The sequence below is a fragment of the Arthrobacter sp. BI5 genome (assembly GCF_056680065.1).
In genome coordinates this window covers 878,847-893,001 of record NZ_CM155264.1, presented here as the reverse complement: position 1 = coordinate 893,001, position 14,155 = coordinate 878,847, and the positions used below count along the sequence as shown (strand labels likewise).

The following is a 14,155-nucleotide window of genomic DNA, read 5'->3' as shown; positions in this document are numbered from 1 at the left end:
ACCAGCGGGTTCGAGCATCTAGCATAGTTGAAGAAGGCGAGCAGGTAAAATCGCTAGTCAGCCCCGCCCTCCGGCTCAACGAAGCAGAAAGCCCCTAGATGCCCTTACCCGCCAAGGCGTTCCAGCACTGGCTCCACAGTGTCGCGCCGGCGATGAGCACCGCGGACATTTGCCGGATCTCCGGCGTCAAGCGCACCACCCTCGCGCAGCAACTGGTGCGCGGCAAGGTCGCAGAAACCACCGTGGTCAGCATCAGCCGGGCGCTCGGCCTGAACCCTGCTGAGTCGCTCGCCACCTTCGACACCTATGCGGACCTGGTCCGGCTGGCACAGCCGCCCACCACGGCTGAACTTGTCAGCCAGATCGCCACCACGGACCTGCTGCAGGCGGTCATCACCCGTTCCGCCGCGGATCACGGACCCGGCGCCGGGACACCGCGCCCACTCAGCCCGGCGCCGCACGCCACCTCGGTCCGGAACTGGGTGGATGCGATCGACGACGGCGAACTCCGCCACCGCGTTTCCGCCGCCACCGGCGTGGCTCCGCAGAACTACTCGGCGCAGCTGACGGCCAACCGGCTCTCGCCGGAGCTCGCCGTAGCAACCTCGCGCGCCGCCGGCGTCGGCTTCTCCGGCGGCCTCGTGGCGACGGGACTCATTACCGAAGCCGAGGCCGGCTGGCCCGCGGACGCCCGGCAGTCGGCACTGGACACACTCTCCGACGGGGAACTCGTTGCCTTGGCCGGGGAGCGGCTGCAGACCCTCGGCAAGGCGCTCCGCCGCCAGGAGCAGGAGCAAGCGCAAACGGAAAAGATCTGGGAGAACCTCGGATGATTGTCACGGCCCTGCAATGGAGCACCTTCGCGGTCTGCACCCTCGTGGCGTTCGCCCGGATTCCCAGCGCGCTACGCGGTGAAAACCGGCCGGTCTTCTACGTGCTGGTGCTGGTGTCGTCGGCAATCCTGCTGAGCATCAACGAACCCTACGAGGCCATCGACGGCCTCCTGGGCGGGTTCAACGTAGCGAACGTGCTGCTCCGGTTCGTTGGTTTTGCCGCGGTCTTCTTCCTGGGCCTCCAGATCGCCAAAGGCTTCGGCGCCGAGGATGCCCGGCGTTTCCTGACCGGTCCGGTGGGAATCACCATGGCGGTGCTGTCCTCCGCTGTGGTCATCGTCCTGTTCCTGATGATGGAGAGGACCGGGTCATCAGCCGGCCTGGTGGAGGTCGCGGCAAAGAGCAGCCGGAACCGCGTCCTGGTTGAGTACTACGGCGCCGCCGGCCGGCTGTATCCGGCCTTCGTCCTGCTGGCGCTGCTTCCCGCGATGATCCGGACTGCCCGCAGCCGGCTGCCGCTGATTATCCGCGGCAGCGCCGTCGCCCTCGCCGTCGGGTCCGTGGCCATGGCCCTGACATTGGGGTTCCCGCTGGTGCCGCCGGCACTGGCGTGCTGGCGGTTTGTCATCAATTACACCGGCATCCTCTTCCTCATCCTCGGCCTCGTCCTGATCTGGGTGGGGCGGCTGGCAGCGAGGCGCGCGCCGAAGCCGGGGGCCGCCGGAGCGTCCCAATGATCCAGGCCCTGCAGTGGTCCGCCCTGGTGATCTGCGGGGCCGCGGCCGTTGCCCGCCTCCCCGACGCGGTCAGGGGCCGCAACCGCTCCATCTTCGGCGCCTTCCTGCTTACCACTTTTGCCATCCTGCTGAGCATCGATGCCCCGTATTTGGCCGTTGATGCGTGGCTCGGCGGCGCGAACTACGCCAACCTCCTCCTGAGGTTCCTGGTCTACGGGGCCGTCATGCTCGCCGGGTACCGCACCGCGAAGGCCTTCGGCGATGCCAAGGGCACCCGGCGGATTACCGGGCCGGCAGGGCTTGCTGTGCTGGCCGGCATCGCCGCGGTCACCACCGTGACTTTCCTGTTGGCCGACACCGCAGGCTCCTCCACCGGACTCACCGGACTGCCCCTGCGCAGCGAGGCGAACGCCCAGCTGATTGGACTGTACGCGACGGCCGGCCGGGTCTACCCCGCCTTCGTGGCGGTCTGCCTGGTGCCGGCCACGCTGCGCGCCGTGGGCGGACGGTTCCCGCGTGCGCTCCGGACCGGGGCCCTTCTGTTGTCGGTCGGTTATGCCGCCATGGTTGCCGGCGCCCTGTACCCGCTCTTGCCGGCAGGGCGGGCGTGGTGCCAGTCAATCATCAGCTACGCGGCCGTGCTCGGCGTAAGCCTCGGCCTGACGGTCATCTGGCTGGCCAGGTTGGCCGCCACCCGCCGGCAGGCAAGGACCAGGGTGCGGAGAGCCTCCGATGCTTGAATGGGGCACCCTGATCGTCTGCGGCCTGGCCCTGTTGCTCCGCGTGCCGGATGCCCTCCGCGGCCGCAACCGGGCCGTGTTCGGAATCCTGTTCCTAGCGACGCTGTGCAGCCTGCTCAGCATCCCGGGACCCTACGCCGCGATCGACCGGACGCTGGGGGGTTGGAACCTGAGCAACCTGATCCTGCGCTTCATCGTGTTCGGGATGGTTTTCCTGGTGGGGGTGCGGCTGAGCAAGGGACTGGGTGCCGGCTACGCCCGGGACGTGATCACCGGCCGCGCGGGATGCTGGGGACTGGCAGCCGCTTGCCTGGCCGTGACGGCGACGTTCCTGCTGATGGACACCCGGATGTCATCGGCGGGGCTGCAGGACCTGGCAGACAACGGCCGGAACGCCGTCCTCGCCCCGCTCTACGCAGCGGCCGGCCGCAGCTACCCCGCGTTCGTTTCGCTCGTCCTGCTGCCCCCGCTGCTCGCTACTGCTGCAGCCGCGCTGCCAAGGCTGGTGCGGGCCGGCGCCGTGCTGACGATGCTGGGGGCGGCCGCGGCGATCGCCAGCGTTCCGGCGTCGTTCGCGCCGGAGTCCTGGGACCCCGTCGGGCTGGCCGTCAACTACGCGGCGGTGCTGGGCTACGTCCTGGGGCTGCTGTTGTTCTGGTTTTCCGGGAGAATCGCCCGGCCTCCGGATAACGCTCCTGCAACGTTACGTTAAGAAGTAGTGGCAGGCGTTCACAAAATCATTAGAGCGTGAGAGAATCATAAATGTGTGAAAGCGACAGTCGGTTCCGTGAATGGGGATTCAGTCTTACGGAGCCAGGCGGGTCGTCCAAGCGCCATTGGGGGGATGAGTGGTAGCGGTCCGCAAGGACCGCTCCCACTCAGCCTGTTTAAGCGCCCGGTGAGCCCTCTGCACCGCTGCCTCCCGTCAGCGCTGGAACCTGAGCGTCACCAACTGGAACGGCCGCAGCGTGAGCCTGGCGGTGCCGCCCGGACCGGCGGTCACGCCCGGCGCGTCTGCCGGCCTTTCCAGCAGATCCACGGTCCGCACTCCGGAGCAGTCAAAATTCGCTGCCACCGTGCCGGACGAGCGTTCCCCAAGGGACTCGTAGAGGCGGACGACCACGTCGCCGGTGCCGTCCTCCGCGAGCTTGATCGCCTCGACCACCAGGCCGGGATTGGACACGGTGACCAGCGGCTCCACGCCGTGCGCTCCCCTGACCACGCGCGGGGCGAGGTTGGTCCGGTAACCCTCCTCAACGGCGTCCGCGATGCTGGCGCCGGGCCGGACGGTGACCGTCAGTTCATGCAGGCCGCGGTCCGCATCCGGGTCCGGGAACTTGGGGGCCCGCAGCAGCGAGACCCGGACGGTGGTGGTGGTGCCGCCGTCGTTCCCGCGGACATTGCGGGTGACGTCGTGCCCGTAGCTTGCGGCGTTGGAGACCGCGACGCCGTAACCCGGTTCGGCCACGTGGATCCACCGGTGCGCGCAGATTTCGAACTTGGCCGCCTCCCAGGACGTGTTCAGGTGGGTGGGCCGGAACACGTGGCCGAACTGGGTCTCCGAGGCGGAGCGGTCGGCCCGGACGTCGAGGGCGAAGCCGAGCTTGAGCAGCTTCTCGCGTTCCTGCCAGTCCACTGCGGTGGAGATGGCCAGCGACGGCGCGCCCGGTTCCAGCCGGATCCGCTGCGTCACGGCGGAGGTTCCGGCCAGCTTCTCCACCACGACGACGGCGGCCCCGCCGTCGCGTTCCAGCGTCACGGAGCGGGCCGCGGCCAGCGGGGTGACATTGCGGCGGTAGAACGCGTCAATGTCCCATGCGTCCCATTCGTTGGGGGTGTCGCGGTGCAGTTCTAGGAGGTTGCCGAACGCGCCCGGGGCGATCGCCTCGCGGCCGCTGGCGTGGTCGCGCAGCGAAACCAGGAGGCCGTCGGCGTTCACCACGGCGCGGATGATCCCGTTGTCCAGCACATAGCCGCCCTCGGCGGCCGCCGAGTCCACGGGGGCGGCCGCGCGGACCGGGCCCGCGGCGCCGAGGGCCGGCACGCCGTGGCGGGGGTGCGGGGCGGCGTTGAGCAGGAACTCCTGTTCACCCTCCCCCAGCACGGCGGCCGCGGCGTCGGCGATGACCGCCTCCAGCCGGCGGGCCACGGCGTCGTAGTTCCGCTCGGCATCCTGGTGCACCCAGGCGATCGAGCTGCCCGGCAGGATGTCGTGGAACTGCTGCAGCAGCACCAGCCGCCAGAGCCGTTTGAGCTCCGCCGCCGGGTAGGCGGCGCCTGCCCGGACCGCCGCGGTGGCGCACCACAGCTCCGCCTCCCGGAGGAGGTGCTCGCTGCGCCGGTTGCCCCGCTTGGTGTTCGCCTGGCTGGTGTAGGTGCCGCGGTGGAGTTCGAGGTACATCTCGCCCACCCAGACCGGCAGGGCCTGGTATTCCTCTTCCGCCCTGGCGAAGAAGTCCGCGGCCGAGGCGAGCCGCACCCGGGGCGATCCTTCCAGGTCCGCGGTGCGCCGGGCCGCAGCCAGCATTTCCCGGGTAGGTCCGCCGCCGCCGTCGCCGTAGCCGAACGGGAGCAGCGACATGGTGCCGCGGCCGTGGTCCCGGTAATTGCGCTCGGCGTGCGCCAGCTCCCGGGCACTGATTTCGGAGCTGTAGGTGTCCACCGGCGGGAAGTGCGTGAAAAGCCGGGTGCCGTCGATCCCTTCCCAGTTGAAGGTGTGGTGCGGCATCCGGTTGACCTGGTTCCAGGAGATCTTCTGGGTCAGGAACCAGCGGCTGCCGGCAGCCTTTACTATCTGCGGCAGCGCGGCGGAGTAACCGAAGGTATCCGGCAGCCAGGCTTCCTGGCACTCGACGCCGAACTCAGCGAGGAAAAAGCTCTTGCCTTCCAGGAACTGGCGCGCCATGGCTTCGCCGCCGGGCATATTGCTGTCCGATTCGACCCACATGCCGCCGACCGGGACGAACTGGCCGGTTTTGACCTTTTCCCGGATCCGCGCAAACAGCTCCGGGTAGTACTCCTTGATCCAGGCCAGCTGCTGCGCGGAGGAGCAGGAGAACACGAACCCGGGATCCTCATCCATCAGTGCCACGACGTTGGAGAACGTCCGCACGCATTTCCGGATGGTCTCCCGGACGGGCCACAGCCAGGCGGAGTCGATGTGCGCGTGGCCGGTGGCGACGAGTTGGTGGGCCGAGGCGTAGGCCGGCCGGGCCAGGACGTCCGCGAGCGCCGCACGGCCCGCGGCCGCCGTCCCGGGCACGTCGTCGGGATCCATGACGTCCAGCATCCGCTCCAGCGCACGGAGGATCTCGTGCCGGCGCGGCAGCTCCATCGGGAGTTCATGCATCAACCCGCTGAGTGTGCCGATGTCCTGGCTCAGTTCCCAGACGGCCTGGTTCAGCTCGGCGATGACGATCGGGCCCAGCCGGTACTGCGGTTCGGTGCCGGCTGTCGCTTTGTCCCCGTACGGGGTGGCTGCGAAGGTCCAGCCCTGTGACAGGTCGGGATTCGCGGCGGCTTCGACATAGAAGTCCACGGCCATGCCGCTGCCCAGCAGCTTCAGCGGGATGTACTGGTTCCGCGGGGAGATCGCCTTGATGACCGTACCGTCTGGCCGCCAGGCGGTGCCCTCGCATTGGAAGCCGGGCAGGTCAGCGCTGAAGCCCAGGTCCACGAGGATTTCCACGGCGGTGTCCGGACTGCTGCCCCAGGCATCGGGGACGTCGCCCTGCACGCGCAGCCACTTGGTGCTCCAGGGTCGGCCCCAGGCGGCTCCCTGCTCCTGCGGGGCAAAGTCCTGCCGGAGCGCCTCCGCCGCCGGGACGGGTTCGCCGGGGGCGTCCCAGCTGCTCAGCGTGAGCGGCGCGCGGCGGGGGTAGACGGCGGGGATGATGCGTTCGCGCAGAAAGCGGTCCAGCCGGACTTCCGTGAGACGGCGGTCGTCGTGCAATGTGATCCTCTTAGCGCTGGTGCGGGTGATGCGACGTCGTGTTCGAGCCTTGTGTCCAGTCGATGGATGAAATCTACTGGGAGCGCCGCGATTTGGCCAACGGGTTACGCCCGGCGCCGCCTCAACCGATGGCTGCCGGCGCGGCCACGCGTTCGTGGCCCGCGTAGACGTTCAGGGTGGTGCCCCGGCTGAACCCGGCGAGCGTCATCCCGCCGGCCTCGGCCAGCTCCACGGCCAGGCTGGAGGGCGCACTGACGGCGGCCAGCACCGGAATCCCGGCCAGCGACGCTTTTTGTACCAGCTCGAACGATGCGCGGCCGGAGACCTGGAGGACGGTTCCGCTCAGCGGCAGCAGGCCTTCCCGCAGCGCCCAGCCCACCACCTTGTCCACCGCGTTGTGCCGGCCCACGTCTTCTCGCAGGCAGAGCAGCTCGGCCGAGCCGTCGTCGGCGATCCGGAACAGCCCTGCCGCGTGGACGCCGCCGGTGACGTCGAAGACTGCCTGGGCTTCCCGCAGCCGGTCCGGCAGCGAGGCCAGGGTTTCCACCGGCACGGTCAGCGGGTCCGCGGCCGGGCTGTAGTGCGAGGACTTGCGCACCGCGTCGATTGAGTCGGTGCCGCAGATCCCGCAGGAGCTGGAGGTGAAAAAGTTGCGGCCCGTGTCCGGCCGGACGACGTCGGGGCGCAGCTGCGCCTCCACGACGTTGAACGTCTGGACGCCGTCCTCGTCCTCGCCGGCGCAGAAGCGCAGCGAGACGAGTTGCTCCGGGGACCAGATGACGCCCTCCGAGACGAGGAACCCGGCGACCAGGTCGAAGTCGTTGCCCGGCGTCCGCATCGTGACGGAAAAGGACAGGTTGCCCAGCCGGATTTCGAGCGGCTCCTCAACCGCCAGCACGTCTTCCCGGTAGCGGACCGGGAATTCCTGCGCCTGCGGCGAGCCGTCCAGGACAAATTTGTGCACCTTGCGGCGCTGTGTCACGCGGCCCATCGGATACTCCTCATCAGCATTGCGTACGGGTTCGGCCGCCGGCGGCGACACACCCCTTGATCCATCATGAACTCTGCCGGCGGGTCAGCCAAGCAGGGCGCTCCAGTCCACCGGGCCGTCGGCGGCCGGTTTCCGGGCGGGCCGTTTCGTGGCCGGCTTCGCGGCGGGTTTCGCTGCGGCCGGCTCCGGGAGTGCCGCGCCCCAGGGCAGGGCAAACGCCGGCACCGGCTCGCCCAGCTGGACACCGTGCGGCGGGACCACCAGGACGCCGTCGGCCGCGGCCAGTCCGCGCATCATGCCGGGGCCGGTGTGCTGCGCCGGTGATGCCATCCCGTATAACATCCGGAACGGCATCAGCCGGGTCCGGCCAGGGTCCGCCTCGATCATGGTCCCGCACGGCACCTCGGTCAGCGGTGGCGGCGTCCCGTGGCCGAGGGCGGCGAGCAGCGGGCCGCCGATGGTGGACATTGCCATCATGGCGGCAAGCGGATTGCCGGGCAGGCCAATGACGAACCGGCCGTCCGGGAGCTCGGCCAGCACGGCGGGATGGCCCGGGCGCATGGCGATGCCGTCAATCAGCAGCCGGCCGCCCAGTTCCGCCACCGTGCGCCGGAGGTGGTCCGTGCCGGAGCGGCCCGTGCCGCCGGTGGTAATGACGACGTCGGCCGGCAATTCGTCGCCGGGCAGTTCCGCGCCGCCGGCAGGATCCTGGCCTGCGCCGGGGTCATCGGTGTCTTCGAGCGCGGCGAGCCATTCGGCGTCGCTGTCCCCGATTTTGACCTGCGCCGCGCAGATCCCGCCGAGCATTTCCACGACGGCGGCCAGCTGCGGCCCGAAGGTGTCCCGCACCTCCCCCGGCTCGGGGACGCCGGCGCTGACGACCTCGGATCCGGTGAGGACCAGCCGCACCAAGGGCTTGCCAAGGACCGGCAAGGCGTCATGGCCGGCGAGGGCGGCCAGGGCCAGATGGGCCGGGTTGAGTACGGTGCCTGCCTTGATCAGCAGTTCGCCGGCGGCGGCCTCCTCCGCGGCCTTGCGGATATGGTCGCCGTTGCGTGGTTCCCCCGGTTTGGCGCGGCCGCCGAGTTTCAGGACCGGCAGCCCGTCCTCATCCGGGGCGATGACGCCGCTTTCGCTGCGGAGCACGGCCTTTGCGCCCGGCGGGATCAGCCCTCCGGTGTTGACCGGGCTGGCCTGATGCGGGGCCAGCCGTTGGCCAGGCTCGGCGAGGATCCAGGGGCCGCTGCCGTTGACGGCCCAGCCGTCCATGGCGGAGGAGGCATAGTGGGGCATGTCATGCAGCGACCTCAGGTCCTCTGCCAGCGTCCGGCCCAGGGCATGCCGGAGCGGAACCGGGGCTGCCGGGATGGGGGCGGCGCAGTCGAAGGCCAGCTTCCGGGCCTCCTGCCAACTGTGGGCGAGGTGGTGGTGCGGGATCTCCGGCGCGCCGGAGGCCGCCCCTTCAGCGGCCTCGGCGGCCGCATCGGCACCGGATTCTTCGGGGCCGGTTTCTCCGGGGCCGGTTACTTTGGGGCCGGAGTCTGTGGCGTCGGTTTGGGCCAGCTGGCCGGCAGCCGCCCCTTCCTGGACGGAACTCTCCTGGTCAGGGTTGCTTTCGCTGAGAGGGGGCGCGGGGGTCATGCCCCGGAGGCCTCGGCGGCGGCGTATTCCTTGGCAAGTTTCCGTGCCACGCCCATGGCCGCCTGCATCGATACGCCGTCGGGCGCCTGCCCGGACCCGGATGCCAGGCCGGCCGCGAAACCGGCGATGAACGTCGTCAGCGGCGCGGCGGGCCGCACGACAGAGTGCGCGGCCACACCGGCCAGTCCCAGCACTTCATTGATGTCGATCTCAACATCTTCGAGTTCAAGGGCCTGGAGCAGCGCGCGGCACCAGTCTTCAAGCGTTTCATCCTGGCTTTTCACCGTTTGCCTCCAAAGTCGAATTAGGCCGGAGCGCCCCGGACGTGCCCGGACCCGGGCTGGCGGCCCCCAGCGCGGAGGCGTCATCCCAGGTGTCCACATCGTCCGTGGAACCGGGCGGAACCGGAATCGTCCGCAGCTCAAGACTAGCAAGGAGGGCGAAGACCGAGCCCCCCTCGAGGGTGTTCCGACGGGCCGCGTCGGCCACAGCATGTTGTAGCGCAGCCGTGCCATAAAGCCCGACAAGGGGCTGTGTGCGGCCGTCCGCGGAGACCGCCACCAGACCGTCCCGCGCACCCGCCGGGTCCCCGGCCGGGTCCTCGGCCGCCGCCTCCAGCAGCGCCGCCACGGCGCCGGCGACGCGGGGCATATCACAGGCGAGCACCAGGGTCAGCGGCGCCGGAGCTTCGGCGGCAGGTCTCCCGGGCAGGCCGTCGGGGCCCGGCGCGCCGAAGCCTTGCGCCGCTGGGGCTTGCTCGGCTTCTTGCTCGGCGGAGCCATAAGTGGAGAGGGCGGAGACACCGGCGGCGATGGCTGCGGCGGGCCCGGAAAACGGCGGGTCCTCGCGGCAGCCAAGTACGCCCGGCGGAAGGTCACCGGCAACGGGGCCGACGACGACGATCCGGCGGGCGTCCCGGGCAGCCCGCAACGCCCACCCAAGCAGGGTGGCGCCGTCGACCATCAGCCCGGCCTTGGGCACGCCACCGAGGCGGGAGGACCGGCCCCCGGCGAGGATAACGGCGTCGAATTCCACCAGACCAGCCTAGCCGCATCGGGCCGCGGCGGCCGTCGCCGTCAGGGCAGGGGCTCAGTGCGCCTTTTCGGGGAGCAGGAACGGGTCCCAGGCCGGGGTCGGCTTCTCCAGTTCCTTGATCTGCCAGATGGTGCCCTTGGGCGGCCCGGGAACGAAACCGAGCTTCCAGCCCATCTCCGCCGGGGTGTGGTCTCCCTTGGCGTTGTTGCAGCGCAGGCACGCGGCCACAAGGTTCTCCCACGAGTCCGCGCCGCCGCGCGATTTGGGCTGTACATGGTCAATGGTGTGGGCAGCCTTGCCGCAGTAGGCGCAGCGGTGGCTGTCGCGGCGGAGCACTCCCCTGCGGCTGACAGCCGTCAGGGTGTTGTAGCGCGGCCGGATGTAGCGGTTCAGCAGGATCACCGACGGGCGGCCGAGGATGTCCTGCGGGCCCACCACCGGGTCGTCCCCTTCGGCCACCACGCTGGCCTTTCCGGTCAATACAAGGACCAGCGCCCGACGGAAGGTGACTACCGCCAGCGGTTCATATCCAGCATTCAGAACGAGAGTGCGCATCCGCATACCTCTTCACGGCCGCACCCGCCAGGGGCACTAGGGCCGGCTGCCCTGTGCATGGTCGGGCTATGGATCGACACCACAAGAGTAAACACCCAAGGCCCGGATTGCCGAATTTTTCTGTGCCGCGTCTCCCCGCGCCGCAACGCGGCGGCCTGCGGCTTAACGGAAAGGACCCCTGCCGCAGGGGCAGGGGTCCTGTCACGACGCTTCGGGCTGACGCCCGGGGCTGGGTCCTAGCCGCCGACGCGGATGAAGACCGGGCCGGAGCCGACGTTGACGCTGTACAGCGCGGTGGTTCCACCGTTCCAGCCGCCGTGGACGGCCATGCCGTTGCCGACGTAAACGGCGATGTGGGCCATGCCCATGCCACCGTTCTGGTAGTAGGCGAGGTCGCCCGGCTGTGCCTCGGCAGCACTCACGGTGCGGCCCAGGGACAGGTAACCTGCCGGCCAGCCATGGTAGTTGACGCCGACGGCGGCCAGCGCGTTGGTAGCCAGCATGGTGCAGTCCTGCGAGACGCCGATCTGGGCGTACGCAGCGGCGGCGATCGAAGCGCCCATGCCGCTGACGGCGGCCGGAGCCTTGGTGGCCGCGGAGGCGGTGGTCGCGGTGCCGGTGGTGGCGGTGGAGCCCGCTGCCGGCGCGGTTGCGTCGGTGCTGGCTTCCTGGACCTGTACGACGGGCTTGGGAGCCTCGACGACGGGGCCCGGCGCGGTCTTGACCGCGGGCTTCTCGTAGGAGATCGCGATGGTGGAGGCCGCGGAAATCGTGGCCGGAGCGTTGGACTGTACTTCCATGGCGGAAGCGGACGTCGATTCGCGCTGAACGTTGGTCTCGGCAGCGTTGGCTGCGATACCGCTGGTCAGAACCAGGCCGGAGGCTGCAGCGATAACCGCGGCCTGGCGACCCATACCACCGGCGTTGTCGCCGACGGCCTTAGCAATGACAGCCAGCGAGTTGGTCTTGGTGACCTCCGCGCGGTGGCGTGCAATGTTTGCACGAGTAGTCATTTAGTTCTCTCTTTCGTGATCCTAAGTGTCCGCGCTGCATGCAGGCGGGACTGAGGACGCTCCGGCATCTTGGGGGTACGCCGGATCGCCCCGAAACGGGTTTCTTAGCGAAGGGTGTACTGCGAAGACGCGCCAAAAGCGGGAACTGCGTTGCGTGATCCAGCCCGGGCGCCGGCAAGGGCAGCGCAGAGCGTGGAATTTAGCGGGCTCAACTGAGCCTCGCCAGCGCGAAAACGCGCAGCATTGTGGCGTGAAGACACGAAAGTAGCCTCTCCCAATGCCTACGAGGTGAGCTGTCGGATTCGGATGGGAGTCACCCGGCCGCGCCGCTTCCTGGGAAGCTTTGCGACTTAACCCCAAGGTCTTCTTGCGAAGACCAAAATTGGTTCCCCCGCCCCTGCCAGACGATGTCATGCGAACGGACCTTGAGCGGTGGCAGAGTTAGGCAATCCACTCAAGAGCGCCAACTTCGGAGAAGTTGGCGTGCTTCATACGGTACAACAGTTGGGACTCAATGTCACATTCAGATCACGGCGTGTCACAGAAATGCGAGTCGTCCCTCGGGTCGGCTTAGAGCCAGCCCAGCGGATCAACGACTTCCCCGTTGACCATCACCTCGAAGTGGAGGTGGCAGCCGGTGGAGGCGCCGGTGGTTCCGCTCATCGCCACCACATCGCCGCGCGAGACCTGCTGGCCCACGTGGACGTTGGAGGACGACAAGTGGTTGTACGTGGTCTCCAGGCCGTTGCCATGGTCGATCACGACCCGGTTGCCGCCCCCGTAGGGGTGCCAGCCGGAAAAAGTCACGGTGCCGCTCGCGGCGGCGTGAACGGCGGTGCCGCACTGCGCGGCATAGTCCTGCCCGCGGTGGAATTCGCCCACGGCGCCCGTGATGGGGCTGACCCGGTAGCCGAACGGCGACGCGGTGACCATGGCGTCCAGCGGGGCGCCGAGGCTGCCGGCCGACGCCGCCCGGGTGATGGTGCCGACGGACTGGGCGCTCAGCAGCTGCTTGAGCTTGCTGTCCGGGTCGCCCTTGGTGGTGACCGCCGTGCGGTTGAAGTTGATTTCGGCGGCCGCTGCCTTGACCTCGGGCTGCGCCGCGGCGGAAACCGAGCCGGTCCTGGCGGCCTCGGTGGCCATCACGGGGCCGGTGGCCGGAACGGCGACGGTGAGGACCAGCCCGGTGGCCGCGAGGGCGATGCCGGCCTTCTGACCCACACCGCTGACGGCGGCGAAGTCGGTTACCTGGCGGAACGCGCTGCGCCGCCCGCGGCGCTCGTCGCGGTGCGCATCGCGCGGGCGCTCGGTGAGAACGACGGCGGCCGGGCGCGGCTCCGGAGCGGGACCGGTCGCACGACGGCGGCCCCTGACGGTCTGGGTGGTCAAGAAGGGTTCCTCTCTGGATAGCCTGCGAAGTTAGCTGTCGGATTCGGGTCAGAGAGATCAAAGACCCGGTCCGCCGGTGCAAGCATCCAGACACAAGGGCACCCTCAGCGGATCCCTCATAGTGTTTGCTTGCCGCTAGCGGACTTCACCCCAAGGCTGCTGAATCAGCAGCCGGTTGTGGTTCCCCCGCCTCTGCCAGAAGGTGACTCGCTGTGCTGATCCGCTGGCAGAGCTCGGCTTCGGATCAGATAACGCTTTAGTATCGGTGCTAGTCATCAACTATAGGGGATTAAGGCAAGCAGTAATAATTCCGTTATCTCGCATGTGCATAACTTCGCGGCGGCTCCGCGGACGCAGCGGTGACCGGAGTTACCCGAGCGTAACGAAGACGTGGGCGGCGACCTCGGGCGGCAGTTCGAGCGCACCTTCAATGTCCGGCACCCGCACCGAGATGTACTCCCCCACACGCTCCAGGGACACCCTGGCTCCGGGACGGATTCCGCCCTCGTCCAACTGGACCAGCAGCTCCGGCTCCACCTGGATCGGCTCGGCGAGCCGGTTCACGGTGATCCTGGAATCCGCGCCGTAGCCGGCCATCGCCTCGAGCAGGTTGACCACCCCGCCGCGTTCCGCCATCGGGAGCCCGCCGAGTTCGGCGAGGCCGGGGATCGGGTTCCCGTAGGGAGACACAGTCGGATGGTCCAGCATTTCGAAGATGCGGCGTTCGACCCGTTCGCTCATCACGTGCTCCCACCGGCACGCTTCCTCGTGGACGTACGCCCAGTCGAGTCCGATCACGTCGGCGAGCAGCCGCTCGGCCAGGCGGTGCTTGCGCATGACCTCGATGGCACGTTTCCGGCCCGTGTCGGTCAGTTCGAGGTGCCGGTCCCCGGAAACAACCACGAGTCCGTCCCGTTCCATCCGTCCGACGGTCTGGGAAACGGTGGGGCCGGAATGGCGGAGCCGTTCGGCGATGCGGGCGCGGAGGGCGACGATGTTCTCTTCTTCAAGTTCCAGGATGGTCCGAAGATACATCTCGGTGGTATCGATCAGATCCGTCATTCAGCTCAGCTCCTCGAGCGCCGTCCTTGCGTCATTCCCACCGTACAGCGTGCAGGATGCGCCCCGGCGAGATCCGCCGTACGTCACCGCACAGCCTAGCCTATTTTGAATTACTCCGGATAATCTGTCCGCAGCTCCGCGGACCCGCTCCCGGAGCCGGAACCGGATGCGCGTCCGGCGCGGCGGCGTCCGCCTCAATGACCGGAC

Annotated in this window: 13 protein-coding genes and 2 riboswitches; of the genes, 4 read left to right on the top strand and 9 right to left on the bottom strand. The window is 68.9% G+C overall.

Annotation, left to right across the window (positions count from 1 at the left end):
- The first annotated feature begins 98 nt into the window (after positions 1-98).
- From AC1MED_RS04225 to AC1MED_RS04210, 4 genes are read left to right on the top strand one after another with little or no spacing between them, the layout of a single operon-like run.
- Positions 99-833, top strand: coding sequence for a hypothetical protein (locus AC1MED_RS04225; protein ID WP_479785605.1), 735 nt, complete (start codon positions 99-101; stop codon positions 831-833).
- The gene (locus AC1MED_RS04220; protein WP_479785603.1) at positions 830-1,570 is read left to right on the top strand and encodes a hypothetical protein; all 741 of its coding nucleotides are present in this window, start codon (positions 830-832) and stop codon (positions 1,568-1,570) included. The genes AC1MED_RS04225 and AC1MED_RS04220 overlap by 4 nt, the downstream gene beginning before the upstream one ends.
- Complete coding sequence (locus AC1MED_RS04215) at positions 1,567-2,310, top strand: hypothetical protein (RefSeq protein ID WP_479785601.1); 744 nt, start codon at positions 1,567-1,569, stop codon at positions 2,308-2,310. The genes AC1MED_RS04220 and AC1MED_RS04215 overlap by 4 nt, the downstream gene beginning before the upstream one ends.
- Positions 2,303-3,022 carry a hypothetical protein gene (locus AC1MED_RS04210; RefSeq protein WP_479785599.1) on the top strand — a complete coding sequence of 240 codons (720 nt, stop codon included), beginning with the start codon at positions 2,303-2,305 and terminating at the stop codon, positions 3,020-3,022. The genes AC1MED_RS04215 and AC1MED_RS04210 overlap by 8 nt, the downstream gene beginning before the upstream one ends.
- 213 nt (positions 3,023-3,235) lie before the next feature.
- Here AC1MED_RS04210 and AC1MED_RS04205 read toward each other — a convergent pair whose 3' ends face one another.
- The 9 genes from AC1MED_RS04205 to AC1MED_RS04165 form a co-directional block, all read right to left on the bottom strand.
- Positions 3,236-6,262, bottom strand: coding sequence for an alpha-mannosidase (locus AC1MED_RS04205; RefSeq protein ID WP_479785597.1), 3,027 nt, complete (start codon positions 6,260-6,262; stop codon positions 3,236-3,238).
- Positions 6,263-6,383: 121 nt separating this feature from the next.
- Positions 6,384-7,253 (bottom strand): formate dehydrogenase accessory sulfurtransferase FdhD, encoded by an 870-nt coding sequence (gene fdhD, locus AC1MED_RS04200; RefSeq protein ID WP_479785595.1) that lies wholly within the window; start codon positions 7,251-7,253, stop codon positions 6,384-6,386.
- Between the two features lie 84 nt (positions 7,254-7,337).
- Positions 7,338-8,894, bottom strand: a complete 1,557-nt coding sequence (locus tag AC1MED_RS04195) for a molybdopterin-binding protein (RefSeq protein ID WP_479785593.1) — start codon at positions 8,892-8,894, stop codon at positions 7,338-7,340.
- Positions 8,891-9,178 carry a DUF6457 domain-containing protein gene (locus AC1MED_RS04190; RefSeq protein ID WP_479785591.1) on the bottom strand — a complete coding sequence of 96 codons (288 nt, stop codon included), beginning with the start codon at positions 9,176-9,178 and terminating at the stop codon, positions 8,891-8,893. Before AC1MED_RS04190 ends, AC1MED_RS04195 begins: the two co-directional genes overlap by 4 nt.
- On the bottom strand, positions 9,162-9,929 hold the full coding sequence (gene mobA / locus AC1MED_RS04185; protein ID WP_479785589.1) for a molybdenum cofactor guanylyltransferase: 768 nt from the start codon (positions 9,927-9,929) through the stop codon (positions 9,162-9,164). The genes AC1MED_RS04190 and mobA overlap by 17 nt, the downstream gene beginning before the upstream one ends.
- Before the next feature lie 54 nt (positions 9,930-9,983).
- Complete coding sequence (locus tag AC1MED_RS04180) at positions 9,984-10,484, bottom strand: HNH endonuclease (protein ID WP_479778858.1); 501 nt, start codon at positions 10,482-10,484, stop codon at positions 9,984-9,986.
- A gap of 236 nt (positions 10,485-10,720) precedes the next feature.
- Positions 10,721-11,497 (bottom strand): NlpC/P60 family protein, encoded by a 777-nt coding sequence (locus AC1MED_RS04175; RefSeq protein ID WP_479785587.1) that lies wholly within the window; start codon positions 11,495-11,497, stop codon positions 10,721-10,723.
- A 264-nt stretch (positions 11,498-11,761) separates the two neighbouring features.
- A riboswitch (cyclic di-AMP (ydaO/yuaA leader) is annotated at positions 11,762-11,920 on the bottom strand.
- Between the two features lie 147 nt (positions 11,921-12,067).
- Positions 12,068-12,886: a M23 family metallopeptidase gene (locus AC1MED_RS04170; protein ID WP_479785585.1), complete on the bottom strand. Its 819-nt coding sequence runs from the start codon at positions 12,884-12,886 to the stop codon at positions 12,068-12,070.
- A gap of 4 nt (positions 12,887-12,890) precedes the next feature.
- A riboswitch (cyclic di-AMP (ydaO/yuaA leader) is annotated at positions 12,891-13,104 on the bottom strand.
- Between the two features lie 151 nt (positions 13,105-13,255).
- Entirely contained in the window at positions 13,256-13,948 is a 693-nt protein-coding gene (locus tag AC1MED_RS04165; protein ID WP_479785583.1) for an iron-dependent transcriptional repressor DtxR, read from the bottom strand.
- Positions 13,949-14,155 lie beyond the last annotated feature (207 nt).

Excerpts from the sequence above, each read along its gene's own strand:
- AC1MED_RS04225 (WP_479785605.1), top strand. The coding sequence starts at position 99 with ATGCCCTTACCCGCCAAGGCGTTCCAGCACTGGCTCCACAGTGTCGCG.
- AC1MED_RS04220 (WP_479785603.1), top strand. The coding sequence starts at position 830 with ATGATTGTCACGGCCCTGCAATGGAGCACCTTCGCGGTCTGCACCCTC.
- AC1MED_RS04215 (WP_479785601.1), top strand. The coding sequence starts at position 1,567 with ATGATCCAGGCCCTGCAGTGGTCCGCCCTGGTGATCTGCGGGGCCGCG.
- AC1MED_RS04210 (WP_479785599.1), top strand. The coding sequence starts at position 2,303 with ATGCTTGAATGGGGCACCCTGATCGTCTGCGGCCTGGCCCTGTTGCTC.
- fdhD (WP_479785595.1), bottom strand. The coding sequence starts at position 7,253 with ATGGGCCGCGTGACACAGCGCCGCAAGGTGCACAAATTTGTCCTGGAC.
- AC1MED_RS04195 (WP_479785593.1), bottom strand. The coding sequence starts at position 8,894 with ATGACCCCCGCGCCCCCTCTCAGCGAAAGCAACCCTGACCAGGAGAGT.
- AC1MED_RS04180 (WP_479778858.1), bottom strand. The coding sequence starts at position 10,484 with ATGCGCACTCTCGTTCTGAATGCTGGATATGAACCGCTGGCGGTAGTC.
- AC1MED_RS04175 (WP_479785587.1), bottom strand. The coding sequence starts at position 11,497 with ATGACTACTCGTGCAAACATTGCACGCCACCGCGCGGAGGTCACCAAG.
- AC1MED_RS04165 (WP_479785583.1), bottom strand. The coding sequence starts at position 13,948 with ATGACGGATCTGATCGATACCACCGAGATGTATCTTCGGACCATCCTG.